Here is a 26,880-nt window from a genome sequence, read left to right as displayed (position 1 = left end):
GATGTCGTCGTCCTCACCTGTCCCGGGCACCGGATCGGGCATGCTGCGTCGCACGATCTGGCGTCAGCGGCGCCGGCTGCTTCTCGGCTTCCCGCTGCTCATCGCGTGGCAGCTGGGCGAGGCGATGACACCGGTCGTCATCGGGATGGTCGTCGATCACGGCGTGGCGACCGGTGACACGCGAGCCTTCCTGCTCTGGCTGCTCGTCCTCGCTGCCCTCATGGCGGGCTTCAGCCTCTCCTACCGTTTCGGCGGACGGCTCGGCCTGCGCAGTATCCAGGAGGAGTCGCATGCGCTGCGCTCGGAGATCGCCGGGCACGTGCTCGACCCGCGTGGAGCCGACACCGACGAACTGCCCGGCGAGGTACTGTCCCTCGCCACTGCCGACGCCGACATGACCGGAATGGTCGTGCGGCAGCTCGGATTCGCGCTCGGCTCGATCGTCGCCGTTCTCGCGATCGGCGGGTACCTGCTCGTGACCGACTGGGTCGTAGGCGTGCTGGTGCTGGTGGGCACGCCGCTCGTCGTCGCCGTCACCCAACTGCTGGCGCCCATGGTCGCGCGTCGCACCGAGGCCCAGCAGGAGACGGTCGCGCGCGCGTCGGGCGTGGCGAGCGATCTCATGGCGGGTCTGCGGCCGCTCAAGGGCATCGGAGCCGAGGACGCCGCGACCCAGCGCTACCGCGTCGCCAGTCGGGCCGCCCAGCGCGCGAGCATCACGATGGCGGGGGCCTGGGGCGTGCTGGCCGGCGTCAGCTCCGGCCTGAGCGTACTGTTCCTCGGGGTCGTCGCCGCGGTCGCGGGCGTCCGAGCTCTCGACGACGCGATCACCCTCGGCCAGTTCATCGCGATCGTCGGCGTCGCCCAGTACCTCGCCGAGCCGATCCTCGCGCTGGGCGAACTCTCCGCGCAGGCCGCCGCTTCCCTCGCCTCCGGACGGCGGATCAGCCGTTTTCTGCAGACTCCGGCACTCGTCGAGGGCGGGGCGCTGACGCCTGCCGCGCCGCCACGAACGCTCCGGTTCGACAAGGTCACGGCGGGTCCGCTGAAGGATCTCGACCTCGAGGTGCGTCAGGGCGAACTGGTGGCCCTCGTCGCCGACACTCCCCTCGCCGACGACGCCGTCATCCGCCTCCTGCACGGCACGCTCCGGCCCGATCGCGGCCGCGTGCTGCTCGGCCCGCATCCGCTCGATGACCTGACCCTCGCGTCTCGACGGGACGCCCTGCTCGTCAACGACCACCACGCGGACCTGTTCGAGGGGAGCATCCACGACGCGATCGATCCGCGACGCGATCTCTCCGAGGAGCAGCTGTCGGCCCTGCTCGCGGCGTCGGCCGGCACGGACGTCATCGCCGCGCACCCTGAAGGCCTCGACCATCGCATTCGGGCAAGCGGCGGGACGCTGTCGGGCGGCCAACGCCAGCGGCTGACGTTGGCCCGCGCCCTGGCGGAGAACCGCCCGGTCCTCGTGCTGCACGAACCGACGAGCGCTGTGGATGCCGTCACCGAGCAGCGGATCGCGGCGGGACTACGCGAAGCGCGCCGCCCCCACGCGACCCTCGTCCTCACGGCGAGCCCTGCCCTGCTCGACGTTGCCGACGTCGTCGTGGTCGTGAGAAACGGCACCGTCGTCGGCCGCGCTCGTCATCGTGAGCTGCTGCGTCGCGACCCCGAATACGCCGGGAGGGTGGCTCGATGACGGCGCGGGCCATCTTGCCGATCGCCGATCCCGCGACGACGACCCGAAGGGCGTGGAGACTGCTGCGGCGTCATCGGCGGCCCCTCGTGGGCAGCGTGCTGCTGTTCGCTCTCGTCGGGCTCAGTGGCGTCGTGCCGCCGTACGTTCTCGGCACCATCGTCGACCTCGTCCAGGACGGGACCGGCTCTCGCGGACAGGTCCTGGCGCTCGCCGCCGTGATCGTGGTGTCGGCGCTCGTGGGCGGCGCCGCGACGGCAGCATCGGCGGCGTTGCTGGCCCGGGCCGCCAATCCGGCGCTCGCGGAGCTGCGCGAGGACGTGCTCGACCGTGCGCTCCATCAGGACGCCGAACGGCTGGAGCAGGCGGGAACGGGCGACGTGATGTCCCGAGTCGGCGACGACGTTCGCGCGATCAGCGAATCGCTCGACAACGCCGTGCCGGAGTTCGTGCGGGCCGTCGTCGCGATCGTCTTCACCATGTTCGGCCTGCTCGTCCTCGACTGGCGTCTCGCGCTCGCCGGTCTCGCCGCGGGACCCTTCTATCTCGTCGCTCTGCGCTGGTACCTGCCGCGGTCGGCGCCGTACTACCGCCGCGAGCGCATTGCGCAGGGCGAGCGGGCCGAGGCGCTCATGGCCGGCATCCACGGAGCGCCGACGCTGCGCGCCCTCGGGCGACACCACCTCGCCCTCCAGCGCATCGACCACCACTCTCGCGCCGCCCTGGTCCAGGCCGTCGACGTCTACGCGCTCCTGACCCGCTTGTTCGGCCGCATCAACCTCGCCGAATGGGTGGGCCTCACCGCCGTCCTCGTGACCGGTTTCCTGCTCGTGCGCGACGACGCCGTCACCGTGGGAGCGGCCACCGCCGCGGCCTTGTACTTCCACCGCTTGTTCAATCCGATCGGCGCGGTGCTGCTGATCTTCGACCAGATTCAGGCCGCCGGGGCCTCGCTCGCCCGGCTCGTCGGTGTGCTGGAGCTGCCCGAGCCGCGACCCTCGTCGGAGGTCGTCCTCCGACAGCCCGTCCTTCGCCTGACCGGCGTGGCGCACCGCTACGGTGACGGTCCCGACGTCGTGCGCGACGTCGATCTGACCATCGCTCCGGGCGAGCACGTCGCGGTGGTCGGGTCCACCGGCGCCGGCAAGACCACGTTGGCGTCGATCGTGGCCGGCCAAGTGATCCCCTCGCATGGTGAGGTGACGGTCGCAGGGCGCCCGTACGGGGCCATCCCGTCCGTCGACCTGCGTCGTGCTCTCGCCCTCGTGTCGCAGGAGGTTCACGTCTTCGCCACCACGGTGCGCGAGAACGTGGCCATGAGCCGCCCCGAACTGAGCGACGACGACGTCTGGGCCGCCCTGCGTGTCGCCCGCTGCGCAGGCTGGGTCGCCGCACTCCCCGACGGCCTGCAAACCCGGGTGGGGCACCTGGGGCATCCGCTGTCGGCCGCGCAGGGTCAGCAGCTCGCGCTCGCCCGGGTGGCAGCCCACGACCCGTCGATCGTCGTGCTGGACGAGGCGACGGCGGAAGCCGGTTCGAGCGGCGCCCGAGACCTCGACCTGGCCGCGCGGGCCGTCCTCGAGGGGCGCTCGGCGCTCATCGTCGCGCACCGGCTCAGCCAGGCTCGGTACGCCGATCGAATCCTGGTGATGGAGCACGGTCGGATCGTCGAGGACGGCACTCATGACGCTCTCGTGGCCCGCGCCGGCCGCTATGCGCAGCTGTGGTCGGCGTGGAGCGCACGCTGATCCTTGTAGGGTGACCGCCATGGCTGCCACCGTCACTCACGTCGTCGGTTCCGAGCACACCGCCCGCGCCGTCGGAAGCGGTGACCTGGAGGTGCTCGGCACCCCGGTCGTCGTCGCCTGGCTCGAGGAAGCCACCTGTGCGGTCCTCGACCTGCCGCCCGAACAGACCAGCGTCGGCACCCGTATCGAGATCGATCACCGTGCGCCCAGCCCCGTCGGCGCGACGATCACGACGACCGCCTCACTGGCCCACCAGGACGGCCGCCTGCATCGCTTCCAGGTCGCAGCGCACGACGACCGGGGCGCGCTCGTCGCGACCGGGGAGATTCGCCGGATCGTCGTGGATCGGGAGCGATTCCTCGCCCGCGTGCCCGGTATGGGAGACTAGACGCCGAATCGTCACCAGGAGGACCTCATGGGCAAGACCGGACGCAAGCGCCGCGCACGTCGCAAGAAGAACTCGAACCACGGCAAGCGCCCCAACGCCTGAGCCGTCGGTTCGACACAGCTCAAAGCCCCATCCGGCCGGATGGGGCTTTCGCTTTTCCTCCCGAGCCATCCGTGCTCTCGCTCGAGTGGCGGGCCGCCGGAAAGTTGTTAGGTTCGCAAAGGACGTCACCTTGCCCTGACGTCCTTCGCCCACGGATCGAGGGAGCCGATGGAAGACTCAGCCGATCCGGCCGACCTGGTCGTCCTCCTCGACCAGGACGCACGGCCCTCCGGCACGGCGCCCCGCACCACGGTTCACGACCAGCACACTCCACTGCACCTGGCGTTCTCGTGCTACCTCCTCGACGACGAGGACCGCGTGCTGCTCACGCGTCGCGCCCTGGAGAAACGCACGTGGCCGGGCGTCTGGACCAACTCCTTCTGCGGGCACCCGCGTCCTGGCGAACGGGTGGACGACGCCGTGACCCGGTACGCCGATCGCGAGCTCGGCACGACGGTGCGCGACCTCCGCTGCCTCCTGCCGGACTTCCGCTACCGCGCGGTCGACCCGAGCGGTGTGGTCGAGAACGAGGTCTGCCCCGTCTACCTCGCCCGGCGGAACGGGCCGCTGACCCCCGCTCCCGCTGAGGTCCTCGAGATCCGCTGGGTGTCGCTGCACGACCTTCGTGTCGCAGTCATGAGCGCGCCGTGGGCCCTCAGCCCGTGGCTCGTGTCGCAGGTCGAGGAGATCGAATCGGCCGGCAGTTGGGAAGGCACCGCACTCGCGGCCCGGCCATGAGTCTCTTCGCCTTCCGCCCGGCTGCTCCAGCCTCCGCCACCTCCCGCTACGACGCGGTCGCGGAGGCCAGCGCCGCGCTGGTCCTCAAGCGCTACTCCACCTCCTTCGGCATCGCGAGTCGCTTGCTGGCCGAGCCGACACGAACTCACGTGCGCAACGTCTACGCCCTGGTGCGGGTGGCCGACGAGATCGTCGACGCGCGGCCACCTCGCGACCCGATGAGCCAGCACCGGCTGCTCGACGCGCTGGAGGCCGACGTCGGGTCGGCGCTCCACGAGGGTCACAGCGCCAATCTGGTCGTGCACGCGTTCGCCCGCACGGCGCGGTCCTGCTCGATCGAGCCCGCGCTGGTCACCCCGTTCTTCGCGTCGATGCGCACTGATCTCGAACGCCGCGAGCACGACGCCGAGAGCTTCGCCCGCTACGTGTACGGCTCGGCCGAAGTCGTGGGCCTCATGTGCCTGCGGACGTTCCTCGTCGGCTACCCCGAGGGGCGGTACGAGGCCCTCGCTCCCGGAGCGCGGCGGCTTGGCGCAGCGTTCCAGAAGGTCAACTTCCTGCGCGACCTGGCCGAGGACCACCAAGAACTCGGACGCCACTACTTCCCGGGACTCGAGCCCGATGCGCTGACCGATGCCCAGCGTGACGCCCTGCTGGACGACATCGACGACGATCTGCGCGCGGCAGACGTCGCCGTTCGCGGGCTTCCGCCGAGCAGCCGGCGGGCAGTGCAGGTCGCTCACGCTCTCTTCGCCGAGCTCTCCTGGCGTCTGCGGAGGACGCCCGCCGCCGAGATCGCCCGCCACCGGGTGCGGGTGCCGGCGCCCGTGAAGCTGCGGGTCGTCACCAACGCCCTCGTCAAAGGGGACACGTGAGCACCCGCGCGGTCGTGATCGGGGGCGGTATCTCCGGCCTCGCGTCGGCCGCCCTGCTGGCGCACGACGGCTGGGAGGTCGACCTCGTGGAGCGTGCCGACCGCCTCGGAGGCCGCGCCAGGGTATGGGAACAGGACGGGTTCGTGTTCGACGCCGGCCCCTCGTGGTTGCTCATGCCCGACGTGTTCGACCACTTCTTCCGGCTCCTGGGCACGAGCGTTCACGAGCAGCTCGATCTCGTCCGGCTGGACCCTGGATATCGGGTCTTCTTCGAGAGGTTCCCCGAGCCTCTGGACGTGCGCGCCGACCGAGCCCGCAACGTGGCGCTCTTCGGTTCCGTCGAGCCCGGCGCCGACGACGCACTGGAGCGCTATCTCGACTCCGCTCACGAGGTCTACCGCCTGGCGGTCCGGCGCTTCCTCTACGGAACCTACGAGCGGACGACGTCGATGGTCACTCCCGACGTCGTGCGCTCGATTCCCCGCTTGGCCGGACTCCTCACCCGGTCGCTCCACCACCACATCGCCCGGCGATTCGCCGATCCGCGGTTGCAGCAGATCCTCGGCTACCCCGCGGTCTTCCTGGGAACGTCTCCGGACCGCGCTCCGAGTCTCTACCACCTGATGAGCTGGATGGATCTGGCCGACGGCGTCTACTACCCGCGGGGCGGATTCGGCACCCTCATCGACGCCGTCGAACGCCTGGCGCGGCGGGCCGGGGTGCGCATCCACACCGCGACCGAGGTCACGGCCGTCGTCGTGGACCGATCCGGGCGTCGTCCCCGCGCCGCGGGCGTCGAGATCACGGACGGAGCGGGCAGGGCCTCGGTCATCGACGCCGACACCGTCGTGGCCGCGGCGGACCTCCACCACGTCGAGACCGGTCTCCTCCCCCACGACCTGCAGACCTATCCCGAACGCTGGTGGCGCATGCGCGACCCAGGACCGGGTGCGGTGCTCGTCCACCTGGGCGTCGATGGGGAGCTTCCGCAGCTCGCCCATCACTCGCTGTTCTTCACTGCCGATTGGGACCGCAACTTCCGTGCCATCTTCGACGCGCCGACCCGCGTCCCCGAGCCGGCTTCGGCCTACGTCTGCCGGCCCTCTGCCACCGATCCGTCCGTCGCGCCCGACGGTGCTGAGAACGTGTTCGTGCTCGTTCCGGTGCCGGCCGACGTCGCGATCGGACGAGGCGGCCCCGAGGGGACCGGTGACCCGCTGGTGGAGGAGATCGCCGACGCCGTCATCGCCCAGATCGCCGCCTGGGCGGACGTTCCGGACTTCGCCGAACGGGTCGTGCTGAGACGCACCGTCGGTCCCGGTGACTTCGCCGCGGATCTCCACGCCTGGCGCGGCGGTGCACTCGGCCCCGGACACGTCCTGAAGCAGAGTGCGTTCTTTCGCGCCGGCAACGCCTCGCGGAAGGTCGACGGCCTGCTCTACGCGGGCTCCAGCACCATCCCGGGCATCGGGCTGCCGATGTGCCTCATCAGCGCCGAGCTGGTGCTCAAACGGGTGCGCCGCGACCGCAGCACCGGTCCGCTACCCGAACCGCTGGCCGTGGGAGTGCGCCGATGAGCTGGCTCTACCTCCTCGCCATTCTCGGATCGACGTTCTGCATGGGTTTGGTCGACCGGCGGTGGCGGCTCTTCCTGTTCGACCGTCCACGGCGCGCGGTGGCGATCGTCGGCGTCGGCGGACTGCTGTTCGTGAGCTGGGACCTCGTCGCCATCGCGCTGGGCATCTATCAGCGAGGAGAATCCCCGGCGATGACCGGCATCGAGGTCGTTCCCGAGCTGCCGCTGGAGGAGCTCTTCTTCATCGTGTTCCTCTGCTACCTGACGATGGTGCTCCACGGCCTGTTCTCGATGGTGTTCGCTCGCCGGGAGGTGCGGACATGACCTATGCGGGACTCGCCCTTCCCTTCGTCGGCGTCAGTGTCGGCTTGCTGGCCGCCGGTGTCCTGCTCCGGCGACCGGGCCGCGGCTGGTGGCTGGCCACCGGAGCCACGCTCATCGCGCTCCTCGTGCTCACCGCGGTCTTCGACAACCTGATGATCGCTGTCGACCTCTTCCGGTACCAGGAGGACCAGATCTCGGGCATCACGCTGGGGCTCGCCCCCATCGAGGACTTCGCCTGGCCGATCGCCGCGGCGCTCGGACTGCCCGGTCTCTCGCTGCTGCTGGCACGACCGAACGATCGGACGGGGCGCGAATGACCTCGACCGCATTGCACCGACGAGACCCTCGCCCCTCGGTCGTACGTCAGGTCATCGGCACCTCGCGACCGCTCAGTTGGGTCAACACGGCCTATCCTTTCGGGGCCGCATACCTGCTCGCGGGCGGCGGACTGGACGTGGTCTTCTGGCTCGGCACGTTGTACTTCCTCGTGCCGTACAACCTGCTGATGTACGGGGTCAATGACGTCTTCGACTATGAGTCGGACCTGCGCAACCCCCGCAAGGGGGGCGTGGAGGGAGTGGTTCTGGACCGTCACGTCCACCGGCTCACGCTGATCCTGTCCGCGGTGACGAATCTGCCGTTTCTCTACGCACTCGCGGTCCTCGGCGATGCCGCCTCGACCGCGGTACTCGCCGGGGTCGTGTTCGCGGTGGTCGCCTACTCCGCCCCGGTCCTGCGCTTCAAGGAACGCCCGGTGCTCGATTCGCTGACGTCGAGCACCCATTTCGTCGGGCCCGCCACGTTCGGACTCGCCATCGCGGGGCCCTGGCCGTCCGGCGCGTGGATGATCCTCGCAGCGTTCTTCGCGTGGGGAATCGCCTCGCACGCCTTCGGAGCCGTGCAGGACATCCGCGCGGACCGCGACGCCGGTATCGCGTCGGTCGCAACGGCGCTGGGCGCTCGGCCCACCGTCTGGCTCGCGCTCGCGGCGTACCTGGCATGCGCGGTGCTCCTTCTCGCCGCCGGATCGATGGCGGCGATCGCGGCCGTGCTGGTGGTCCCGTACCTGCTCAACGTCGCGCCCTACGCCCGCATCCGCGACGACGAGTGCGAACGGGCGCACCATGGCTGGCGCAGGTTCCTGTGGCTCAACTACCTCACGGGGTTCTTCGTCACCCAACTACTCATCTGGGCGACGATCGGCTGGTAGCGGTCCCGCCACCGCAGCCAGGGCGGTCGGACCGCCCAGTTCAGCCGCAAGGTGCGCAGGGCCCGGTCGAGCCGTCGCCGTCGCTGGCGACGACCCCGCAAGGAGCGGGCCGAGACCCCCACCCCGACCGGGACGAGCCGGATCCGGGCTTCGGGTCCCAGCGCGAACGCCAGGTCGAGATCGTCGTGGATCTCGGCGTCGGTGCGATGGACGTCGTCGCGGACCGCGTCCCAACTGCTCCGCCGCAACGCCATGTTCGAGCCCCAGAGGCTCGTATGACCGAGCGCGAGATGCGTGGCGAGATAGTAGGCACCGAGATAGGCAGCGGCGGTGAGGTGCCGACTACCCCGGGGCAGGTCGTGGAACCAGCCGAGACCGGTCACCGCGTCGAGCGCCGGATCGGCCGCCAACGGTGCCACCAGGCGCTCGAGCCAGCCTCGTCCGCCGACGGTGTCGGCGTCGCACCGCACGATGACGTCGCCTCTCGCGGCGTCGTAGCCACGGGCCGCGGCCGCCGCGATCCCCACCCGAGGTTCGGCGACGAGCCGAGCCCCGTGTGCCCAGGCGACGCGTGCGGTGTCGTCGCTCGAGGCGTTGTCGACCACCACGACCTCGAGGGGCCGTAACGTCTGACACGACAGGCGCTCGAGGCACGCCGCGAGCGCCGGGGCGTCGTCGCGGACCGGGATCACCACCGAGACGCTCGGCCGGGCGCCCGGATTCACCGGCGCCTGCCAGTCAGGGGCGACCCGCGAGGGATCAGGACGGCCACCGCCGCGGCCGCCACCAGATCACCGATCCGGTCGGCGGCTCCGGTGCGGATCGCGAGCACATCAGCCATGGCGGCAACCTCCCGAGGTCGCGCGCCACCGGCCGGGCGTCAACGTTCCTGCTGGATCTCGATCTGCACCGAACGGATGGAGAGCAGGACGCGGTCACGCAGCGGCTGCGGCGCGACCTCGCTGCACGAACGCGAGACGAGCGTCTTGACCAGTACCTCGAGGTCGAACTCGCTCAGGCAGTCCTGGCATCCGTCGATGTGTGCCTGGATCTCGTCGCAGCTGGCGTTGTCCAGCTCATGGTCGATGAACAGGTAGAGGCGCTCGAGCGCCTTCTCGCAATCAGGTCCCTCGCAGCTCATGCCTCGTCACCTGCCTTCGCCACCGCCATGCCACGCTGACGGGCGTAATCGGCGAGCATCTCGCGCAGCTGCCGACGGCCGCGGTGGAGCCGAGACATGACGGTACCGATCGGCGTGTCCATGATCTCGGCGATTTCCTTGTACGGGAAGCCTTCGACGTCCGCGAGGTACACCGCGTAGCGGAAGTCCTCCGGCAACGCCTGCAGCGCTTCCTTGACGTCGTTGTCGGGAAGGCGCTCGAGCGCCTCCATCTCCGCGGACTTGAGCCCGCTCGAGGTGTGCGACTCGGCAGCGGCGACCTGCCAGTCCTCGATCTCCTCGCTGACCTGCTGCGGCTGGCGCTGCTTCTTGCGGTAGGAGTTGATATAGGTGTTGGTCAGGATCCGGTACAGCCAAGCCTTGAGATTCGTACCGGGCTTGAACTGGTGGAACGCGGTGAACGCCTTGGCATACGTCTCCTGCACCAGGTCCTCGGCATCAGCCGGGTTGCGGGTCATGCGCAGGGCGGCCGAGTACAACTGGTCGAGGAACGGCAACGCGTCGGCCTCGAACCGCGCCTGTCGCTGTTCGGGGGTCTCTTGGTCGAGCGCTACGTCGTCAGCCATCCCTGCCAAGTCTAGGGGGCTGGTTCTTTCCGGGCACGCGAGCATCGATGTCCTCCTCACGAGGGTCAACGGATCGTGCCCGCGCCCTATTCCGCGCGGAGAGGTTGGATGAGCTCCGGACCGTTGTTGCGGACATTGTTGACGGCGGTCGACACCGGCCATAGCTCGAGCGCGCCCGGGGTCGCGGGCGCCAGCTCGCCCAGTACCTCCCCGCCCTCCTGGCCCGGGTCCAGCCACGCCTCGTGCAGGTCCGCTGGGACCAGCAGGGGCGCGCGGTCGTGAATCCGCCCGTCGTCACCTTCCGCCGACGTGGTGAGAATGGTGTAGCTGAGCACCCACTGCCCTTCCGGGTCCTTCCAGAACTCGTAGAGACCGGCGAGGGCGAGGCCCTGACCGTCCTTGCCGGTCAGGTAGAACGGCTGCTTGCGTGGCTTGGCCTCACCCTCGCGCGGCTGAGGCTGGTACCACTCGTAGAACCCGTCTGCGGGCACGAGCGCCCTGCGGCGGGCGAACGCCTTGCGGAAGGACGGCTTCTCGGCGACGGTCTCTGATCGGGCGTTGATGAGCTTGTTGCCGATGCTCGGGTCCTTCGCCCACGACGGGATCAGACCCCATCGGGCCGTGACCACCTCGCGGCGCGTTGCGGCGGCGTCCTCGTCGCGACGCGCGAGGACGAGCGGTTCGGGTTTGGTCGGTGCCGCGTTGTAGTCCTCGCCGGTGTCGGCGTAGAGATCGCCGAGGTTGGCCTCGAAGTCGCGTTCGAGGTCCGAGGACGTCCGGGAGGTGGCATAGCGACCGCACATACCGCTCTGTCTACCACCGGTCGCCGACATTCTCGCCATACGCGCCTCCGCACTGCGCGACGACTCACTCCCGTAGCGACGACATCCGCGTCGGTGAGAAGACTGTGTTTTTCCGCTCCGACGCCTACGATGGAAAGGACGCCGACCCAGGAGCCCTCCCGCATGACCTTCGCCGACGCCCGCTCGCGTGACGACGCGAGCCTGCTGGAGGCGACCCGTGAGGGCGACCACGCGGCCTTCTCCGAGCTCTTCGAGCGCCATCGGGCCGCCGTCGAACGACTCGCCGAGAGCGTGACCCGCGGACGCGATGCCGAGACGCTCGTGAGCGCCGCGTTCATCGAAGGTCTCGGTCGCGTCCTGGACGGTGCCGCCACCGATGCCGCGTTCCGACCCTGGATCTTGCGCGTCGTGATGGAGTGTCACGGCACGTCGTTCGCATCCACGACCGCGAGTGCCGCGTTCTGGTCGCTGCCCGTGTCGCAGCAGTCGTTGATCTGGTCGGCCGTCGTCGACGACGCGCCCGCCGACTCCCGCGCGCTCGCTGCCGCATCGGACGCGCTGCGCGCGGAATTCCTGCGTCGACAGCGCGAGGACGCGTCGAGCCGACATGCGCGCACCCACCTCGACGATCTCGAAGGGCACGCCGACACCTGCGCCACCTGCCTGGGCGTGTGGTGGAGCGCCGACGATCTCACCTCCGCGACCTCGTTGGCGCGCAGCGTGCTCGGCGTGGGGGGCGAACGTTATCTGCGCCAGCCCGCTGCGGACCGTCGCCGTCGGCGCCCCCGCCCTCGGTGGATCCCGGCCACCTTCGTCGCGTCCGTCGCCGCCATGCTGCTCGCCACCAGCCTCGGCGCCCTCGCCGTCGCCCACTGGGGGCCCGGCAACGTGGCCGCCGGATGGCGCACCTCGGCACCCACTCCGACTCCCGCCCCGACCGCGGCACCGTCCGCCGGCGCGCCCGCTCCGCCCAGTCCCGATGCCACAGCGACGCCACGGCCCGAACCGACGCCGTCGTCGGAGCCGCCGCCCGCTCCCTCGCCGTCTCCGGTGCCGAGCCCCACCGCGCGCCCGAGCGAGGAACCTTCAGTCCCCGAGGACATGGCGGTCGGTTTCGCGTTCGGCGATCCGCACGACGAGTACGTGACGCGCAACGGCACGGCCTACCAGGCGCGGCACATCCGCTTCCACATCGTCGCCGAGGACGCCCAGGGAACCCACGCTCGCGCGGTGATGATGCGCTTCGAGTTCGCCGGCGCGGTCACCTACCTCGACAGCAGCAGCGCCCTGTCCTGCACGCCGTCGGCACAGACGATCACGTGCACAACGTCGCTCGCTCCCGGCAACAGCGTGTCCGGAACGATCACGGTGGAGCACGAGCAGGGCTCGGGCCGCGCCCGCGTCCACACGAGCGATGATCCCTCCGCGGCCACCGACCACGTCTTCGACTTCGGTCCTTGGGCGGGAACCGAGAGCGCGAGCCCGTCGGCGCCGCCGCCCCCGCCGAACAACGAGACCACGGAGGAGACGACGCCGGCGGAACCGCCCCCGGCCTGAGCAAGTCGTGCGGCCGGCGAGGGTGCGGTAAGAATGTCGTATGACCCTTTTGCGAACCGTCGCCCGCCCGATGCTCGCGTCGATGTTCCTCTACGGAGGCACGATGGCGTTGCGCAACGCCCCGGCCATGGCGCCCAAGGTGCAGCCGTTGGCCGACAAGGTCCAGAAGGTGATGCCCTCCGCGGATGCGGTCACGCTCGCGCGGGTCAACGCCGCTGTGCACGTCGCCGCCGGGCTCAGCCTGGCCACGGGGCACTTCCCCCGCGCCAGCGCACTGGCGATCGCCGCGACGATGCCGGCCACCACCGCCACGGGGCACCAGTTCTGGAAAGAGACCGACCCTGACGCCCGCCGCAACCAGACCATCCACTTCATGAAGAACGTGTCGATGACCGGCGGCCTGCTGCTCTCGGCCCTCGACCCCGACCCGCACAAGAAGTGGGTCGGCGCACGCGCCAAGAAGAAGGTCGCCGACGCGGGTCACGCCATCGCCGACCAGGTCGACGAGCTGCGGAGCTGAGGTTTGACGCCATGGTGGCCCGCTCCCCATCGTGAGCGCCCGATCGACGCCGAGGTCGTCGTCCCGGGATCGAAGTCCCTCACCAACCGCGCCCTCGTGCTCGCCGCGCTCGCCGACCGCGGTTCGTCGCGCCTGCGCCAGCCGCTCGTCTCCCGTGACACCGAGCTCATGGCAGGTGCGCTGGAGAGCCTCGGCGCCCGGATCGACCGCGAGGCCGATGCCTGGACCGTGCATCCGCTGGAGCCCGCGTCAACGCCCGTCACCGTCGACTGCGGGCTGGCCGGCACGGTCATGCGGTTCGTCCCGCCGGTCGCGGCACTCGGTTCGGCCCCGGTGACCTTCGACGGCGACCCGAGAGCGCGCGAGCGCCCGATGTCCGGCACCCTCGCCGGGTTGCGCTCACTCGGCATCAAGGTCGAGGACGAGGGCCGGGGCACGCTGCCCTTCACCGTGGTCGGCGAGGGCGGCGTGGCCGGCGGATCGGTCGAGGTCGATGCGTCGTCGTCCAGTCAGTTCATCTCGGCCCTGCTGCTCGTCGGCGCACGGTTCCGCGACGGGCTCGACCTGCGGCACGTCGGCGCGGTATTACCGTCCCAGCCGCACATCGACATGACGGTGACCGAACTGCGCCGCCGCGGTGTCGTGGTCGACTCCACGCCGGGGCGCTGGACGATCCAGCCGGGGCCGATCGCCCCGCTCGACACCACCATCGAACCGGACCTCTCCAACGCCGGCGGCTACGTCGCGGCCGCGCTGGTGACCGGTGGCCGGGTCCGCGTGCGCTACTGGCCCGAGGAGACGGACCAGGCCGGCGATGCGTGGCGGCAGCTGGTTCCCGCGTTCGGCGGTGACGTGCGGCGGGACGGAGACGTCCTCGAGTTCAGCGCTTCGGGCACCCTGCAGGGCGCCGACCTGGATCTGCACGACGTGGGCGAGCTGACCCCCGTCGTGGCCGCGATCGCTGCCCTGGCCGAGGGGCCGACCACCTTGCGCGGCATCGCCCACCTGCGGGGCCACGAGACCGACCGGCTCGCCGCCCTGGCCGCTGAGATCAACGGGCTCGGCGGCGCGGTCACCGAGACCGCCGACGGTCTGCACATCGAACCGCGACCGTTGCGCGCCGGCCGCTTCCATACCTACGCCGACCACCGCATGGCGCATGCCGGTGTCGTGCTCGGACTCCGGGTCGCCGGCATCGAGATCGAGGACATCGCCACCACGGCCAAGACGTATCCCACGTTCGCGCGGGACTGGACGGAGTTCACGCGGTGAGTCCCCGCGAACGCGACGAGCACGAGCGCTTCGAGCGCCCGCGCCGGCGCGGAAGCCGCCCCCGCACGAAGGACCGGCCGACGTACGACGAAGCGCCGATCGCGCGGGTCGTCACCATCGACCGCGGCCGGTACACCGTGACTGCCGAGGACGGCACGGTCGTCACCGCCATGAAGTCACGTCCGCTCGGCCGGCAGGGCGTGGTGGTGGGCGACGAGGTCCGGATCGTCGGCGACCAGTCGGGCCGTGAGGGGACGCTGGCGCGGATCGTCGAGGTGCTCCCCCGCCGCACCGTGCTGCGGCGCACCGCGGACGACGACGAAGCGCTCGAGCGGGTCATCGTCGCGAACGCCGACCGCATGGTGATCGTGCAGGCGCTCGCCGACCCGCCGCCGCGCATGGGACTCATCGACCGTTGCTTGGTGGCAGCCTTCGACGCGGGCATCGAGCCGATCGTCTGCTTCACGAAGGCCGACCTCGGCTCCCCCGATGACCTCCTCAGCCTCCTGCGCCCCCTCGATGTGCGGGTCGTCGTCACTCAGCGAGGCGGGCCGCTGGACGAGCTCCGCGACGAGCTGCGCGACCACACCAGCGTTCTCGTGGGGCACAGCGGCGTGGGCAAGTCGACCCTGGTCAACGCTCTCGTGCCCGACGCCGACCGGGCGACGAGTCACGTCAACGAAGTGACCGGTCGCGGGCGTCATACCTCGACCTCGGCGCAACTGCTCGCTCTTCCGTTCGGCGGATCGATCATCGACACGCCCGGCATCCGGTCGTTCGGTCTGCGCCACGTGGAAACCGACCACATCATCCGGGCGTTTCCCGACCTCGCCGACGTCGCTCTCGACTGCCCGCGCGGATGCACTCACCTCGTCGAGGAACCCGAGTGCGCCCTCGACGTCGCCGTGGCCGAGGGTCGCCTCCCGGCCGAACGGGTCGTCTCGTTCCGGCGCATCCTGGCCAGCCGCGCCACCGCCGCGGAGTACTAACCCTCCGCGTGGCACCGGGCCCCGCGGCGATTGCGTACGCTGTGGCCATGGCCAACCCCTATCTCGACGACCTGCGCCTCGCGCACGTGCTCGCCGACTCGGCCGACAACCTGAGCATGGACCGATTCGGCGCGGTCGACCTGAGTGTCTCCACCAAGCCCGACATGACCTATGTGACGGAGTCGGATCAGGCGGTGGAGGCCGCCATCCGGCGGACCCTCGCCTCCGCGCGCAGTCGCGACATCGTGCTCGGAGAGGAGGAGGGCGAGACGGAGGGCACCGCCGGCAGCTCCGAGCGCCGGTGGATCGTCGATCCGATCGACGGCACGTCGAACTTCGTGCGCGGGGTCCCCGTGTGGGGCACGCTCATCGCGTTGGAGGAAGCCGGCGAGATCGTGGTGGGCTGCGTCTCCGCACCGGCCCTCGGTCGGCGCTGGTGGGCGTCCAAGGACGGCGGCGCGCACACCGGCAAGTCCCTGCTGAGCTCTCGCCAGATCCAGGTCTCGCACGTCAGCGACCTGGCGGCGGCCTCGATCTCCTACGCCTCGCTGGGCGGATGGGAGCAGATCGGCAAGCGCGACGACTTCCTCCATCTGCTGTCCCGGGCCTGGCGCACGCGCGCGTTCGGGGACTTCTGGTCGTACATGCTGCTCGCCGAGGGCGCGATCGACATCGCGGTCGAGCCCGAACTCAACCTGTGGGACATGGCCGCGCTCGACATCATCGTGCGCGAAGCCGGCGGACGGTTCACGAGCCTCTCGGGCGAACCCGGACCGTGGGGCGGCAACGCCCTGGCCACCAACGGACGGCTGCACGACACCGCGATGGCGTTCGTCGGCTACTTCCCCGACGAGGACCCCGCTCCCGCGCCCGATCCGACCGACAACGTGCGGCACCTGGATCTGCATCGCCGCTCCTGAGGTCTGGCGCGTTGATGTGACACACGTTACATTCGGGTCATCCCTGGAGGTGTCCCATGCGCGTTCGCGACGTCCTGAGTTCCAAAGGCAGTGATCGGGTCTTCACGGTCAGCCCGCACACGACGATGCCCGACCTGCTCGCCGCCCTGGCCGAGCACAACGTCGGTGCGCTCGTCGTGAGCGACGACGGTGTGTCCATCCTCGGCATCGTCTCCGAACGCGACATCGTGCGCAGGCTGCGCGACCTACCCGACCCCCGCGCGGCGACCGTGGAGATGATCATGACAGCCGACATCCAGGTCTGCCGGCCTGAGGATCCGATCACCGAGCTCATGTCGACGATGACCGAGTTCCGGGTGCGCCATGTGCCCGTCGTCGAGGACGGCGCCCTCGTCGGCCTGGTCAGCATCGGCGACGCCGTCAAGTACCGCATGGAGCAACTGCAGTTCGAACGCGACCAGCTCGAACAGTACGTCCAGGGCTGACCAGCACCCTAGGCGGTCGAGTAGGCGGAGCCTGACGAGCCAACCCACCCCTTAGGTGGTCGAGTAGCCAGCGAGCTCTGCGAGCGGCGTATCGAGACCACACCGGACCACCCCCAGCCCTAGGTGGTCGAGTAGCCAGCGAGCTCTGCGAGCGGCGTATCGAGACCACGACTCGACCACCGTGACGTGCGCTGGAATGATCGGCGGGTGAGCACGCGACGACACGGGCGCATCCGCCTGCCCGAGGAGGAGCTGAGCTGGCGGTTCAGCAGGTCGTCCGGGCCCGGTGGTCAGCACGTCAACACCTCGGACACCCGCGCGGAGGTGCGGTGGTCGCTGGCGTCCTCGACCATCCTCGACGACGACGAGAAGGACCGCGCTACCCAGCGGCTTCGGTCTCGCCTCACCAGCGACGGCGTGCTGGCCGTCGCGTCGTCGCGCTATCGCTCCCAGCACCGCAACCGCGAGGCCGCCCGGGTCCGGCTCGAGGAACTGGTCACCGAGGCCGTCGCACCCGTGGCCAAGCGCAAGCCCACCCGCAAGTCACGCGCGGCAGACCAACGCCGCCTGGACGCCAAGCGGCGGCGCAGCGACCTCAAACGTTCACGCCGTATGCAACCCTGAGCACCATGGCGACCCTCACCTTCCGCGGGCGGACCGTGGCCCGGGACCGTGCACTCGTGATGGCGATCGTCAACCGCACGCCGGACTCCTTCTTCGACCGCGGCGCGACGTTCGATCCCCGGCGCGCTCTGGCGGCGGTGGAACGCGCGGTGGACGAGGGCGCGGACATCGTCGACATCGGCGGGGTGAAGGCCGGCACGGGCACCGCGGTGACGGTGGCCGAGGAGATCGAGCGAACCGTGCCGTTCGTCGCCCGAGTGCGCGAGCGCTTCGAGGATCTGGTGATCAGTGTCGACACGTGGCGCGCGGAGGTGGGGGTTCGGTGCGCCGAGGCCGGTGCCGACCTGCTCAACGACACGTGGGCCGGCGCCGATCCCGAGTTGGCGGACGTCGCGGCGGCGTTCGGTTGCGGGTACGTCTGCTCGCATACCGGCGGCGCCGAGCCGCGGACCGACCCGTTCCGGGTGGCCTACGACGACGTGGTGCGCAGCGTCGCGGACGAGACCACTGCCGCCGCCGAGCGCCTCGTGAAGCAGGGCGTCCCTCGCGACGGCATCCTCATCGATCCCACCCATGACTTCGGCAAGAACACCTTTCACGGGCTGGAACTGCTGCGCCGCACCGACGAGTTGGTCGCCACGGGGTGGCCGGTACTCATGGCGCTGTCGCGCAAGGACTTCGTCGGCGAGACCCTCGACCTGGGCGTCGACGACCGCCTCGAGGGGACGCTGGCCGCCACCGCGATCGCGGCGTGGCACGGCGCGGCGGTGTTCCGCGCGCACGACGTCGTCGCGACGCGCCGGGTGCTGGAGATGGTCGCCGGCATCCGTGGCGAGCGACCGCCCGCCCGGCCACGCCGCGGCCTCGCCTAGGTCAGTTCGTCGCGCAGCACTCGCTTGAGCAGCTTGCCGGACTGGTTCCGCGGCAACTCCTCGACCAGGTGCACGCGCTTGGGCACCTTGTAGCCCGCGAGCCGCTCCTTGGCGTAGGCGATGAGTTCGGCTTCGGCGACCTCCCCCTTGGTCACCACGACGGCCGTCACCGCCTCGATCCAGCGCTCGTCCGGAGTGCCGATCACGGCGACCTCGGCCACGGCCGGGTGCGTGTAGAGCGCGTCCTCGACCTCACGCGAGGCGACGAGGACGCCGCCGGTGTTGATGACATCCTTGATCCGGTCGACGACCGTGAGATAGCCCTCCGCATCGACCCGCACGAGGTCACCGGAGTGGAACCACCCGTCGGCGAACGCCTCCTGGGTCGCCTCGGGCTTGTTCCAGTAGCCCTGGCACAACTGGGGTGAGCGGTAGACGACCTCACCGGCCTCCCTTGGCGGCACCTCCCGGCCCTCGGCGTCGACCACTTTCAGCTCGACGAAGGTCACCGCCCGCCCGCAGGACTCCGGACGCGCGTCATGCTCCTCCGGACGCAGCACCGTGGCCAACGGCCCGATCTCGGACTGGCCGAAGCAGTTGTAGAAGCCGAGGTCGGGCAGCCCGTCGCGCAGCCGCTGCAACACGGGGCCGGGCATGATCGAGGCGCCGTAGTACGCCTTGCGCAGGCTGGAGAGATCGCGCTCACCGAAGTCGGGATGATTCGACAACGGCACCCAGACGGTCGGGGCCAGGAACAGCGAGCCGATCCCCCGCTCCTCGACGAGCCGGAGGACCGTGGGGACGTCGGGCACCTCCATGAGGTGATTGGTCGCCCCCACCATGAGGTACGGCATGAGGAAGACGTGCATGCCGGCGGAGTGGTACAGCGGCATCGGGTGGAGCGGCTCGTCGTCGGGAGTGAAGTCCAGCGCGATGATCGACGACACGTACTCGTGGACCAGCGCGCGGTGCGTCATCATCGCGCCCTTGGGCCGCGACGTGGTGCCGGACGTGTAGAGCAGCTGGACGAGGTCGGTGTCGCCGACCTCGACATCGATGTTCGGAACCTCGCCGGTGCGCACCCGCTCGACCAGCGCATCGGGAGCGTCGCGCAGCACGATCGTGTGCTCGACCGGCACCGCGGTCGCGGCGAGCGTCGGCGCGAGCGAGGGATCGACGAGGACCGTCGTCGCGCCGCTGTCCTCCAGCAGATACTCCAGTTCGCCGCCGGTCAGGGCGAAGTTGATGGGCACGTGCACGAGCCCCGCCCGCGAGCAGCCGAGGTATCCCAGCAGGTACGCGTCGGAGTTCTTGCCGTACGCCGCCACGCGATCACCCGGCTGCAGACCGAGGTCGAGCAGATACCGCGCCGTGCGGCTGACCGCGTCGTCGAGTTCGGCGTACGTCCAACTGCGGTCGGCGAAGCGCAAGGCGACGCGATCGGGCGTCCGCCGCGCGCTGCGATACAGGACCTGGTCGACGGTGTTGCGGTCCGCCCCGGTCACGCGAGGTACCCCGGCAGCCGGTCGCGCACGATGCCCTCGGCCTCGGCGATGATCTCGTCGACGATCTCCTGGCAGGTCCCCACCGAGTCGATGAGGCCCTGAGCCTGGCCGGCCCACCACATGCCGCCTTCCATGTCGCCCTCGGCGAGCACCTTCTGACGACCGCGCGCTCCGGAGGCGAGCGGCGCGATGTCCTCGAACGTCGTGTCCTGCTGCTGGCTGATCTCGACGATCTTCTCTGAGATCGAGTTCCGGACGACCCGCGCGGTGTTGCGGAACTTGCGGAAGACGAGCACGGTGTCGCGCTCGGTGTTGGCGACGATCTGGTCCTTGACGTTGTCGTGGATGGGCGCCTCGGTGGTGGCCATGAAGCGCGTGCCCATGTTGACCGCGCAGGCGCCGAGTGCGAGCGCCGCGACGAGTCCGGAGCCGGTCGCGAGGCCGCCGGAGGCGATGATCGGGATGTCGAGCGCCTTGGCGGCCGCCGGAATCAGCACGAGGCCTGGCACGTCGTCCTCTCCGGGATGGCCGGCGCACTCGAAGCCGTCGATGCTGATCGCGTCGACGCCCTTGCGCTGAGCCGACAGGGCGTGGCGCACGCTGGTGGCCTTGTGGATAACCTTGATGCCCGCGGCCTTGAAGTCCGGCAGGTGCGGTTCAGGGCTCGATCCGGCGGTCTCGACGACCGTGATGCCCGACTCCACGATCGCGGCGCGGTACTCGTCATAGGGCACGGGGTCGATCGTCGGGAGAATCGTCAGGTTGACGCCGAAGGGCTTGTCGGTGAGGTCACGCGTCCGCGCGATCTCCTTGACCAGGTCTTCGGGGGTGGGCTGGGTGAGGGCGGTGAGGAACCCCAGCGCCCCGGCGTTGGCGACCGCGCCGATGAGCGGTGCCGTGCCGAGCCCGGTCATCCCGCCGACGACGATGGGGTGCTCGACTCCGTACTCTCGCGTGAACTCGGTGGTGATCATGCAGGCTGTGTCCTTTCCCCGGACGGGTGATCGGTGCCGGCCGTGAGCAGCGCGGCGAGTTGGTGGTAGGCGTTCGAGTCGTCGAGGCCGGTCAGCGCCTCGATCTCGCCGCGATGGATCGCTTCCATGACCTGACCGGCGACCGCACCCACGAAGGCGGAGGTGAGCGGCCCGGGGGCGTCGTCCACCGATCGCACGAGCGCTTGCACGCGGCGCGCCGCGATCCGCGTGTTCTGCTGGTAGATCCGGCCGGCGGGCTCGAAGGCGTCGAGGTCGGCGAAGAACGCCGGCGACGCCGGGCGCAACTCCTCGGCGATCGCGGCGAGGTAGATGCCGACCGCGGACGCGGAGCCGGCGTGCTCCGCCACGCGGGTCTCGACGTGCTCGGTCGCCCGCCGGAAGAAGGCCCGGACGGCAGTCACGATGATCTGTTCCTTGCTCTCCGCGATGAGGTACAGCGTGCTCTTGGAGCAGCGCAGACGAGCGGCGAGTTCGGCGACGCCGAAACGGAGGAAGCCCTCGGCGAGATACAGCTCGATGAGATCGTCGAGCAGCGCCTCGCGCCCACGAGCACCCCGCGGCCGGGCTGGATGGGTGACCGGGCTCACGTGCGTTACAGTACCGAACGAAGCCCGCTGGTACTAGTACCGGACCCGAAAGGATGCGAACGTGCCTGCAGAACGCCTCCTGCCCACGCGCGAAGCCGAGGACCTCATCGCGCTCACGCGCCAGATCGTCGACAAGGAGATGCGGCCGATCGTCGACCAGCACGAGCGTGACGGGAACTTCCCCCGCGAGGTCTTCCGCCTGCTCGGCAACGCCGGTCTGCTCGGGCTCCCCTACCCGGAGGAGTACGGCGGAGGCGGACAGGCCTACGAGGTCTACCTTCAAGTCCTCGAGGAGATCGGCGCGGGCTGGGCCTCGGTCGGCGTGGGTACGAGCGTGCACGCGCTGTCCTGTTTCGGCCTCTTCACGGCCGGCACCGAGGACCAGCGGCGACGGTGGCTGCCCGACATGCTCGGTGGCGACCTGCTGGGCGCCTACTGCCTGTCCGAAGCCCACGCCGGCTCCGACCCCGCGGCCATGCGCACGTCCGCTCGCCGCGACGGTGACGAGTACGTCATCAACGGCGCGAAGGCGTGGACGACGCACGGCGGGCAGGCCGACTTCTACAAGGTCATGGCGCGCACCGACGGCGGCATCACGTGCTTCCTGGTCCCCGGCGATGCCGAGGGCCTCTCGGCCGATCACCCCGAGGACAAGATGGGCCTGATGGGCTCGACGACCGCCACGATGCTGTTCGACGACGTCCGGGTCCCCGTGGAGCGGCGGCTCGGCGAGGAGGGACAGGGCCTGTCGATCGCGCTCGCCGGACTCGATTCCGGCCGGCTCGGGATCGCCGCGGTCGCGACCGGGGTCGCGCAGGGTGCCCTCGACGTAGCGGTCCGCTACGCCAAGGAACGCGAGACCTTCGGACAGCCGATCATCGATCACCAGGGCCTCGCGTTCGTCCTGGCCGACATGGCAGCTGCGGTCGAATCGGCCCGCGCGACGTATCTGGCGGCCGCACGGCTGCGCGATGCCGGCCGTCCCTTCAGCCGCCAGGCGTCGATCGCGAAACTCGTCGCGACCGACAACGCCATGAAGGTCACCACGGACGCAGTCCAGGTGCTCGGCGGTGCTGGCTACACCAAGGATTTCCCGGTCGAGCGCTACATGCGCGAGACGAAGGTCATGCAGATCTTCGAGGGCACCAACCAGATCCAGCGGCTCGTCATCGGACGCAGCCTCAAGAAGCAGTAGGAGCATCCATGCAGGTCAAGGACACCGCAGCGATCGTCACCGGCGGAGCCTCCGGACTCGGCGCCGCCACCGCCGCCACGCTTATCGCGCAGGGTGCGCACGTGTACGCACTGGACCTCGCCTCGGCGATCGACCAGGCCCCCGGCGACGAGCGCATCACGTACCTGCCCACCGACGTGACCGACGAGGAGCAGGTGCGCGAAGCCGTCCGAGTGGCGGCGGAGACTCTTCCGCTCCGGACCGTCGTGAACTGCGCGGGCATCGGACCGTCGGCCCGCATCCTCGGGCGCAAGGGCGTCCACGATCTCGCCCTGTACGCCAAGGTCGTGCAGGTGAACCTGGTCGGGACCTTCACCGTCCTCGCCGTCGCGGCCGAGGCGATCGCCCAGACCGAGCCGCTCGAACACAGTCAGCGCGGCGTCGTCGTCAACACGGCCTCGATCGCCGCCTTCGACGGGCAGATCGGCCAGGTCGCCTACGCGTCCAGCAAGGGCGGGGTCGTGGGGATGACCCTCCCGGCAGCGCGCGACCTCGCACAGCACGGCATCCGCGTCAACACCATCGCCCCCGGCATCGTCGACACCCCGATGCTCGCGACGGTGAGCGAGGAGTTTCGCGCGGGCCTCGCCGCCGGGGTGCCGTTCCCCCAGCGCCTCGCCACTCCCGAGGAGTACGCCCAGCTCGTCGCGATGGTCATCGAGCACGACTACCTCAACGGGGAGACGATCCGCATGGACGGCGCCCTGCGGATGGCTCCTCGCTGACCCCCGGTCGGCAGGCGATGCACGGGCGCTGACACGCGCGGCCGGCGTCGGGTCGCGGCCCCTTGTCCCGTGTGGTGTGCTGGAACCGGAAGACGCACCAACGAGGAGGTCGAGATGTCCGAGCCGTTCATCGAATCCCCGGCGCCCGACCACGACGTGGCCGAGCAGCAGCAGGAGATCTGGCAGGACGAGGAGCCCGAGAACATCGTCCTTCCCGATGAGGAGCGCCCCGTCCCCCTGGAGGACCCGGAAGACTGACGTCAGAGGATCGTCGCGGCGGCGAACGCGATGAACGTCGTGCCGGTCAGCGCGGTGAGCGCTCCCCCGCCGTAGACGAGCGCTTCGTTCTGACGGCGACGCCCGAAAGCGATGATGGCCACGCCGAGAGCGAGCAACAGGACCAACCGCAGTGCGATCGGCATTTGTCCTCCGATCCGGGTTCATATCGATGGTGTGGCATCTATTGTGAGCCACGCCCGTCCGCCGGCCCTCGCCGGCATGATGTGATCTCGGTCGCGTCGACCTTCAGCCGCCGGCAAGCACCTCGCGCGGCTCCACATGCGGCATGCCGAGCGCGTCGCCCACTTGGGGGTGGGTGAGCCGCCCGGCGTGGGCGCTGAGCCCGGAAGCGAACCCGGCGTCGTCCGCCAGCGCCTCCTGCCACCCCTGCCGGGCGAGGCGCTGGACGTACGGCAGCGTGACGTTGGTGAGCGCCAGCGTCGACGTCCGCGGGACGGAGCCGGGCATGTTGGCGACGCAGTAGAAGAGCGCGTCGTGGACCGGGAACGTCGGGGCGTCGTGGGTCGTGGGCCGCGAGTCCTCGAAGCAGCCGCCTTGGTCGATCGAGATGTCGACGAAGACGGTGCCCGGGCGCACCCGGGAGACGAGGTCGTTGCTCACCAGCGTCGGCGCTTTGGCCCCGGGCACGAGCACCGCGCCGATCACGAGGTCCGCCTCGAGCACCTGCTCCTCGACGACGAGGGGGTTCGACGCCAAGGTCATGACGCGGCCGCCGAAATGGACGTCGAGCTCGCGCAGCCGCGGCACGCTGAGGTCGAGCACGGTCACGTGCGCGCCCATGCCGAGGGCGATCGTCGCCGCTTGGGTCCCCGAGACGCCGCCCCCGATGACGACGACCTTGGCCGGCGCGACGCCGGGCACACCGCCGGGCAGCACACCGCGGCCGCCCGCGGGACTCATCAGATGGTAGGCGCCGACCTGCGCGGCGAGCCGTCCCGCCACCTCCGACATCGGCGCGAGCAGGGGCAGCGACCCGTCAGCCCCCTGCACGGTCTCGTACGCGATTGCCGTGGTGCCGCTGTCGAGGATGGCCCGGGTACCGGCGGGGTCGGCGGCCAGATGCAGATATGTGAAGAGCACCTGGTCGGCACGCAGCCGCCGGTACTCGGCCTCGACCGGTTCTTTGACCTTGAGCAGAAGGTCGGCATCGGCCCACACATCGCTCGAGGTCTCGTAGATCCGCGCTCCGGCGGCACGGTACTCGTCATCGGAGAAGTAGGAACCGGCACCCGCGCCGGCCTGCACGACCACCTCGTGACCGTCCTGCACCAGCGTCGCAGCGCCGGCCGGCGTCAGCGCCACCCGATCCTCGTGATTCTTGAGCTCTGTGACAACGCCGATTCTCATGGACTTAGATCACCAGAGCGCCCGCGCCGCCGCAACCGCGCAGGTTCTCGTCACCGCACCGGCAGGGCGGCCGCACCGCCGAGGCGCCCGGCCGCGACGAGTTCGACCGTCAACGCGGCGGCCGTGGCCTGGACGGCCAGCAACGCGACGAGGATCAGCACCTGGGCCGCGCCCGCCTCGGCCGGGGAGGCGCCGGCGAGGATCAGACCGACGAACGCACCCGGCAGTGTCACCAGACCCACGGTCCGGGTCTGGTCCTGTCCGGGCACGAGGGCGAGCGCGGCGGCGGGGCGGGCGACGAGTCCGACCGCCTTCCGTGCACTGAGCCCGATCGCGAGGGCCGCTTCGTAGGAACCGCGCTGGTCACGTAGCTCCTCCACGACCCGGCGGCCGCTCACCGACGTCGCCGTCATCGCGCCACCGACGAGGATGCCGGCGAGTGGCAGAAGGGCGATCGGCTCGGCGGGCACCACCCGGGTGAGCACGGCCAGGGCGAGCGGCGGCGCGATGCCGACGACGATGGGGACGAGCAGCCAGGCGACCTGCCGATTCCCCCTCGTCGTGACCCGCCGGCCCGCGGTCCACGTCGCCACGGCGACCATGAGCGCGATGAAGCCGAGCGTCCCCCAGAGCGACTGCAGCGCAACCCCGATCACCAAGCTCACGACGGCAAGCTGCACCACGGCGCGGGCGCTCGCGATCACCGGCGTGCGCCATCGTCCGAGGCCGCTGGTTGCGGTGATGGCGGCGGCAGCGACCGCGAGCAGGACGAGCAGGGCGCCGAGACTCCAGCCGAGATTCACCGTTTCCATGCGCTCAGCGTCCCACTGCGCAGCTGTCGTCCTGCGAGGACACCGGCCAGCACCTACCGTCGAGGAGACCGCATCGTCTCGCGAGAGGACCTTCGATGCCCACCATCGACGCCAACGGCATTTCGCTCTCCTACGAGGACACCGGCGGCTCCGGTCGTCCCGTCGTGCTCATCCACGGATGGCCGCTCAGCGGCGCCTCCTGGGAATCACAGCTCCCGGCGCTCACCGAGTCCGGGTATCGCGTCATCAGCTACGACCGCCGTGGTTTCGGCTCGTCGGAGAAGCCGGCGACCGGCTACGACTACGACACGCTCGCGGCCGATCTCAAGGGGCTGCTCGACAGCCTCGACCTGACCGACGCCACCCTCGTGGGCTTCTCGATGGGCGGCGGCGAGGTCGCCCGCTACCTCGGCAACTACGGCTCGGACCGCATCCGCTCGGCCGTCTTCGCCGCAGCCGTGCCGCCGTACCTCCTCAAGACCGACGACAACCCCGATGGCGGACTCGGCGACGAGGACGTCCAGCAGATGATCGAGGGCGTCGCGACCGGCCGGGAGGCGTTCCTGGACGAGTTCAGCGTCACCTTCTTCTCGTTCGACGGCGAACTCAAGGTCAGCGACGACGAGCGGCGCCGCGCCTTCGGTCTCTCCGCGCCTGCGCGCGACGAAGCGGTCCAGGGGTGCATCGACGCGTTCAGTCGCACCGACTTCCGCGACGACCTCGATCGCGTCGACGTCCCGGTCCTCGTCATCCATGGGGCCGGCGACGCCATCGTGCCGTTCGAGGTCTCCGGCAAGCGCACCGCCGACCTGGTCGACGAGGCTGAGCTGATCGTGGTCGACGACGCGCCGCACGGCCTCAACGTCAGCCACGCCGACGAGTTCAACCGCGCGCTGATCGACTTCCTCGCGGCATGAACCTCGATGC

Annotated in this window: 32 protein-coding genes; 22 read left to right on the top strand and 10 right to left on the bottom strand. The window is 70.3% G+C overall.

The genetic code is table 11. The features are described 5' to 3' along the window. Window position 1: 1 nt before the first annotated feature. From D9V41_RS03190 to D9V41_RS03155, 10 genes are all read left to right on the top strand, one after another. Window positions 2-1,702, top strand: a complete 1,701-nt coding sequence (locus tag D9V41_RS03190) for an ABC transporter transmembrane domain-containing protein (RefSeq protein WP_121793098.1) — start codon at window positions 2-4, stop codon at window positions 1,700-1,702. Continuing rightward, entirely contained in the window at window positions 1,699-3,447 is a 1,749-nt protein-coding gene (locus D9V41_RS03185; protein WP_121793097.1) for an ABC transporter ATP-binding protein, read from the top strand. Before D9V41_RS03190 ends, D9V41_RS03185 begins: the two co-directional genes overlap by 4 nt. 19 nt (window positions 3,448-3,466) lie before the next feature. After that, complete coding sequence (locus D9V41_RS03180) at window positions 3,467-3,835, top strand: thioesterase family protein (protein WP_121793354.1); 369 nt, start codon at window positions 3,467-3,469, stop codon at window positions 3,833-3,835. A gap of 27 nt (window positions 3,836-3,862) precedes the next feature. Beyond that, window positions 3,863-3,937: a 50S ribosomal protein bL37 gene (locus D9V41_RS18670; protein WP_378079941.1), complete on the top strand. Its 75-nt coding sequence runs from the start codon at window positions 3,863-3,865 to the stop codon at window positions 3,935-3,937. A gap of 168 nt (window positions 3,938-4,105) precedes the next feature. After that, window positions 4,106-4,675 carry an isopentenyl-diphosphate Delta-isomerase gene (gene idi, locus D9V41_RS03175; RefSeq protein WP_121793096.1) on the top strand — a complete coding sequence of 190 codons (570 nt, stop codon included), beginning with the start codon at window positions 4,106-4,108 and terminating at the stop codon, window positions 4,673-4,675. Continuing rightward, window positions 4,672-5,550 carry a phytoene/squalene synthase family protein gene (locus D9V41_RS17695; protein ID WP_166375896.1) on the top strand — a complete coding sequence of 293 codons (879 nt, stop codon included), beginning with the start codon at window positions 4,672-4,674 and terminating at the stop codon, window positions 5,548-5,550. Before idi ends, D9V41_RS17695 begins: the two co-directional genes overlap by 4 nt. Then, window positions 5,547-7,127, top strand: a complete 1,581-nt coding sequence (crtI, locus tag D9V41_RS17690; protein WP_166375895.1) for a phytoene desaturase family protein — start codon at window positions 5,547-5,549, stop codon at window positions 7,125-7,127. The genes D9V41_RS17695 and crtI overlap by 4 nt, the downstream gene beginning before the upstream one ends. Further along, on the top strand, window positions 7,124-7,450 hold the full coding sequence (locus D9V41_RS03165) for a lycopene cyclase domain-containing protein (protein ID WP_121793095.1): 327 nt from the start codon (window positions 7,124-7,126) through the stop codon (window positions 7,448-7,450). The genes crtI and D9V41_RS03165 overlap by 4 nt, the downstream gene beginning before the upstream one ends. Further along, entirely contained in the window at window positions 7,447-7,767 is a 321-nt protein-coding gene (locus D9V41_RS03160; RefSeq protein ID WP_121793094.1) for a lycopene cyclase domain-containing protein, read from the top strand. Before D9V41_RS03165 ends, D9V41_RS03160 begins: the two co-directional genes overlap by 4 nt. Further along, on the top strand, window positions 7,764-8,660 hold the full coding sequence (locus D9V41_RS03155; protein WP_121793093.1) for a prenyltransferase: 897 nt from the start codon (window positions 7,764-7,766) through the stop codon (window positions 8,658-8,660). Before D9V41_RS03160 ends, D9V41_RS03155 begins: the two co-directional genes overlap by 4 nt. On the opposite strand, the gene D9V41_RS03150 is transcribed toward D9V41_RS03155, so the two are convergent. The 4 genes from D9V41_RS03150 to D9V41_RS03135 all read right to left on the bottom strand — a co-directional run bounded on the left by D9V41_RS03150 (window position 8,603) and on the right by D9V41_RS03135 (window position 11,209). Beyond that, a complete protein-coding gene (locus D9V41_RS03150) occupies window positions 8,603-9,385 on the bottom strand; it encodes a glycosyltransferase family 2 protein (RefSeq protein ID WP_121793092.1) in 783 nt (260 codons plus the stop codon). The genes D9V41_RS03155 and D9V41_RS03150 overlap by 58 nt on opposite strands. Before the next feature lie 155 nt (window positions 9,386-9,540). Continuing rightward, the gene (gene rsrA, locus D9V41_RS03145) at window positions 9,541-9,801 is read right to left on the bottom strand and encodes a mycothiol system anti-sigma-R factor (RefSeq protein WP_121793091.1); all 261 of its coding nucleotides are present in this window, start codon (window positions 9,799-9,801) and stop codon (window positions 9,541-9,543) included. After that, window positions 9,798-10,406 carry a sigma-70 family RNA polymerase sigma factor gene (locus D9V41_RS03140; protein ID WP_208002037.1) on the bottom strand — a complete coding sequence of 203 codons (609 nt, stop codon included), beginning with the start codon at window positions 10,404-10,406 and terminating at the stop codon, window positions 9,798-9,800. Before D9V41_RS03140 ends, rsrA begins: the two co-directional genes overlap by 4 nt. An 86-nt stretch (window positions 10,407-10,492) precedes the next feature. Further along, complete coding sequence (locus D9V41_RS03135; protein WP_121793089.1) at window positions 10,493-11,209, bottom strand: SOS response-associated peptidase; 717 nt, start codon at window positions 11,207-11,209, stop codon at window positions 10,493-10,495. Between the two features lie 162 nt (window positions 11,210-11,371). Here D9V41_RS03135 and D9V41_RS03130 point away from each other — a divergent pair, with 162 nt between their 5' ends. The 8 genes from D9V41_RS03130 to folP all read left to right on the top strand — a co-directional run bounded on the left by D9V41_RS03130 (window position 11,372) and on the right by folP (window position 18,448). Beyond that, window positions 11,372-12,766 carry an RNA polymerase sigma factor gene (locus tag D9V41_RS03130; protein WP_121793088.1) on the top strand — a complete coding sequence of 465 codons (1,395 nt, stop codon included), beginning with the start codon at window positions 11,372-11,374 and terminating at the stop codon, window positions 12,764-12,766. Window positions 12,767-12,806: 40 nt separating this feature from the next. After that, window positions 12,807-13,286, top strand: a complete 480-nt coding sequence (locus tag D9V41_RS03125; RefSeq protein ID WP_121793087.1) for a DoxX family protein — start codon at window positions 12,807-12,809, stop codon at window positions 13,284-13,286. A 3-nt stretch (window positions 13,287-13,289) separates the two neighbouring features. Beyond that, window positions 13,290-14,558, top strand: a complete 1,269-nt coding sequence (gene aroA / locus D9V41_RS03120; protein ID WP_121793086.1) for a 3-phosphoshikimate 1-carboxyvinyltransferase — start codon at window positions 13,290-13,292, stop codon at window positions 14,556-14,558. Beyond that, complete coding sequence (gene rsgA, locus D9V41_RS03115) at window positions 14,555-15,547, top strand: ribosome small subunit-dependent GTPase A (protein ID WP_121793085.1); 993 nt, start codon at window positions 14,555-14,557, stop codon at window positions 15,545-15,547. The genes aroA and rsgA overlap by 4 nt, the downstream gene beginning before the upstream one ends. 47 nt (window positions 15,548-15,594) lie before the next feature. Then, window positions 15,595-16,467 (top strand): inositol monophosphatase family protein, encoded by an 873-nt coding sequence (locus tag D9V41_RS03110; RefSeq protein ID WP_121793084.1) that lies wholly within the window; start codon window positions 15,595-15,597, stop codon window positions 16,465-16,467. Between the two features lie 56 nt (window positions 16,468-16,523). Then, window positions 16,524-16,952, top strand: a complete 429-nt coding sequence (locus tag D9V41_RS03105; protein WP_121793083.1) for a CBS domain-containing protein — start codon at window positions 16,524-16,526, stop codon at window positions 16,950-16,952. Window positions 16,953-17,159: 207 nt separating this feature from the next. Continuing rightward, entirely contained in the window at window positions 17,160-17,576 is a 417-nt protein-coding gene (gene arfB, locus D9V41_RS03100; protein WP_121793082.1) for an alternative ribosome rescue aminoacyl-tRNA hydrolase ArfB, read from the top strand. Window positions 17,577-17,581: 5 nt separating this feature from the next. Further along, window positions 17,582-18,448, top strand: a complete 867-nt coding sequence (folP, locus tag D9V41_RS03095) for a dihydropteroate synthase (protein WP_121793081.1) — start codon at window positions 17,582-17,584, stop codon at window positions 18,446-18,448. Here folP and D9V41_RS03090 read toward each other — a convergent pair. The 3 genes from D9V41_RS03090 to D9V41_RS03080 are packed head-to-tail and all read right to left on the bottom strand — an operon-like array spanning window position 18,445 to window position 21,535. Continuing rightward, the gene (locus D9V41_RS03090; RefSeq protein ID WP_121793080.1) at window positions 18,445-19,953 is read right to left on the bottom strand and encodes an acyl-CoA synthetase; all 1,509 of its coding nucleotides are present in this window, start codon (window positions 19,951-19,953) and stop codon (window positions 18,445-18,447) included. The two genes, folP and D9V41_RS03090, sit on opposite strands and share 4 nt — an antisense overlap. Then, complete coding sequence (locus tag D9V41_RS03085; protein ID WP_121793079.1) at window positions 19,950-20,927, bottom strand: NAD(P)H-dependent flavin oxidoreductase; 978 nt, start codon at window positions 20,925-20,927, stop codon at window positions 19,950-19,952. Before D9V41_RS03085 ends, D9V41_RS03090 begins: the two co-directional genes overlap by 4 nt. After that, window positions 20,924-21,535, bottom strand: a complete 612-nt coding sequence (locus tag D9V41_RS03080) for a TetR/AcrR family transcriptional regulator (protein WP_121793078.1) — start codon at window positions 21,533-21,535, stop codon at window positions 20,924-20,926. Before D9V41_RS03080 ends, D9V41_RS03085 begins: the two co-directional genes overlap by 4 nt. Before the next feature lie 61 nt (window positions 21,536-21,596). Here D9V41_RS03080 and D9V41_RS03075 point away from each other — a divergent pair, with 61 nt between their 5' ends. The 3 genes from D9V41_RS03075 (at window position 21,597) to D9V41_RS17685 (ending at window position 23,752) form a co-directional block, all read left to right on the top strand. Then, a complete protein-coding gene (locus D9V41_RS03075; protein WP_121793077.1) occupies window positions 21,597-22,730 on the top strand; it encodes an acyl-CoA dehydrogenase family protein in 1,134 nt (377 codons plus the stop codon). Between the two features lie 8 nt (window positions 22,731-22,738). Further along, a complete protein-coding gene (locus tag D9V41_RS03070; protein WP_121793076.1) occupies window positions 22,739-23,494 on the top strand; it encodes an SDR family NAD(P)-dependent oxidoreductase in 756 nt (251 codons plus the stop codon). A gap of 114 nt (window positions 23,495-23,608) precedes the next feature. Next, window positions 23,609-23,752 carry a hypothetical protein gene (locus tag D9V41_RS17685; RefSeq protein ID WP_166375894.1) on the top strand — a complete coding sequence of 48 codons (144 nt, stop codon included), beginning with the start codon at window positions 23,609-23,611 and terminating at the stop codon, window positions 23,750-23,752. A gap of 2 nt (window positions 23,753-23,754) precedes the next feature. Here the strand turns inward: D9V41_RS17685 and D9V41_RS17680 are convergent, their stop codons facing one another. From D9V41_RS17680 to D9V41_RS03060, 3 genes are all read right to left on the bottom strand, one after another. Further along, window positions 23,755-23,916, bottom strand: a complete 162-nt coding sequence (locus D9V41_RS17680; RefSeq protein WP_166375893.1) for a hypothetical protein — start codon at window positions 23,914-23,916, stop codon at window positions 23,755-23,757. Window positions 23,917-24,019: 103 nt separating this feature from the next. Then, window positions 24,020-25,141 (bottom strand): alanine dehydrogenase, encoded by a 1,122-nt coding sequence (ald, locus tag D9V41_RS03065; RefSeq protein WP_121793075.1) that lies wholly within the window; start codon window positions 25,139-25,141, stop codon window positions 24,020-24,022. A 50-nt stretch (window positions 25,142-25,191) separates the two neighbouring features. Beyond that, window positions 25,192-25,953: an ABC transporter permease gene (locus tag D9V41_RS03060; RefSeq protein WP_121793074.1), complete on the bottom strand. Its 762-nt coding sequence runs from the start codon at window positions 25,951-25,953 to the stop codon at window positions 25,192-25,194. A 95-nt stretch (window positions 25,954-26,048) separates the two neighbouring features. Between D9V41_RS03060 and D9V41_RS03055 the strand changes: the two genes are divergently transcribed. Then, window positions 26,049-26,870 (top strand): alpha/beta fold hydrolase, encoded by an 822-nt coding sequence (locus tag D9V41_RS03055; RefSeq protein ID WP_208006716.1) that lies wholly within the window; start codon window positions 26,049-26,051, stop codon window positions 26,868-26,870. The last annotated feature ends 10 nt before the right edge of the window (window positions 26,871-26,880 follow it).

Origin of the sequence: Aeromicrobium phragmitis, from assembly GCF_003674095.1 — a bacterium.
Taxonomy (GTDB): Bacteria; Actinomycetota; Actinomycetes; order Propionibacteriales; family Nocardioidaceae; genus Aeromicrobium; species Aeromicrobium phragmitis.
This window is presented reverse-complemented; position numbering and strand designations above follow the sequence as displayed.

Excerpts from the sequence above, each read along its gene's own strand:
- D9V41_RS03105 (WP_121793083.1), top strand. The coding sequence starts at position 16,524 with ATGCGCGTTCGCGACGTCCTGAGTTCCAAAGGCAGTGATCGGGTCTTC.
- D9V41_RS03055 (WP_208006716.1), top strand. The coding sequence starts at position 26,049 with ATGCCCACCATCGACGCCAACGGCATTTCGCTCTCCTACGAGGACACC.
- D9V41_RS17685 (WP_166375894.1), top strand. The coding sequence starts at position 23,609 with ATGTCCGAGCCGTTCATCGAATCCCCGGCGCCCGACCACGACGTGGCC.
- D9V41_RS03165 (WP_121793095.1), top strand. The coding sequence starts at position 7,124 with ATGAGCTGGCTCTACCTCCTCGCCATTCTCGGATCGACGTTCTGCATG.
- D9V41_RS03135 (WP_121793089.1), bottom strand. The coding sequence starts at position 11,209 with ATGTGCGGTCGCTATGCCACCTCCCGGACGTCCTCGGACCTCGAACGC.
- D9V41_RS03085 (WP_121793079.1), bottom strand. The coding sequence starts at position 20,927 with ATGATCACCACCGAGTTCACGCGAGAGTACGGAGTCGAGCACCCCATC.
- D9V41_RS03060 (WP_121793074.1), bottom strand. The coding sequence starts at position 25,953 with ATGGAAACGGTGAATCTCGGCTGGAGTCTCGGCGCCCTGCTCGTCCTG.
- D9V41_RS03125 (WP_121793087.1), top strand. The coding sequence starts at position 12,807 with ATGACCCTTTTGCGAACCGTCGCCCGCCCGATGCTCGCGTCGATGTTC.
- D9V41_RS03140 (WP_208002037.1), bottom strand. The coding sequence starts at position 10,406 with ATGGCTGACGACGTAGCGCTCGACCAAGAGACCCCCGAACAGCGACAG.
- D9V41_RS03070 (WP_121793076.1), top strand. The coding sequence starts at position 22,739 with ATGCAGGTCAAGGACACCGCAGCGATCGTCACCGGCGGAGCCTCCGGA.
- idi (WP_121793096.1), top strand. The coding sequence starts at position 4,106 with ATGGAAGACTCAGCCGATCCGGCCGACCTGGTCGTCCTCCTCGACCAG.
- D9V41_RS03180 (WP_121793354.1), top strand. The coding sequence starts at position 3,467 with ATGGCTGCCACCGTCACTCACGTCGTCGGTTCCGAGCACACCGCCCGC.
- D9V41_RS03155 (WP_121793093.1), top strand. The coding sequence starts at position 7,764 with ATGACCTCGACCGCATTGCACCGACGAGACCCTCGCCCCTCGGTCGTA.
- D9V41_RS17680 (WP_166375893.1), bottom strand. The coding sequence starts at position 23,916 with ATGCCGATCGCACTGCGGTTGGTCCTGTTGCTCGCTCTCGGCGTGGCC.
- ald (WP_121793075.1), bottom strand. The coding sequence starts at position 25,141 with ATGAGAATCGGCGTTGTCACAGAGCTCAAGAATCACGAGGATCGGGTG.
- D9V41_RS03190 (WP_121793098.1), top strand. The coding sequence starts at position 2 with ATGTCGTCGTCCTCACCTGTCCCGGGCACCGGATCGGGCATGCTGCGT.
- D9V41_RS03130 (WP_121793088.1), top strand. The coding sequence starts at position 11,372 with ATGACCTTCGCCGACGCCCGCTCGCGTGACGACGCGAGCCTGCTGGAG.
- rsrA (WP_121793091.1), bottom strand. The coding sequence starts at position 9,801 with ATGAGCTGCGAGGGACCTGATTGCGAGAAGGCGCTCGAGCGCCTCTAC.
- D9V41_RS03160 (WP_121793094.1), top strand. The coding sequence starts at position 7,447 with ATGACCTATGCGGGACTCGCCCTTCCCTTCGTCGGCGTCAGTGTCGGC.
- D9V41_RS03110 (WP_121793084.1), top strand. The coding sequence starts at position 15,595 with ATGGCCAACCCCTATCTCGACGACCTGCGCCTCGCGCACGTGCTCGCC.
- D9V41_RS03185 (WP_121793097.1), top strand. The coding sequence starts at position 1,699 with ATGACGGCGCGGGCCATCTTGCCGATCGCCGATCCCGCGACGACGACC.
- D9V41_RS17695 (WP_166375896.1), top strand. The coding sequence starts at position 4,672 with ATGAGTCTCTTCGCCTTCCGCCCGGCTGCTCCAGCCTCCGCCACCTCC.
- folP (WP_121793081.1), top strand. The coding sequence starts at position 17,582 with ATGGCGACCCTCACCTTCCGCGGGCGGACCGTGGCCCGGGACCGTGCA.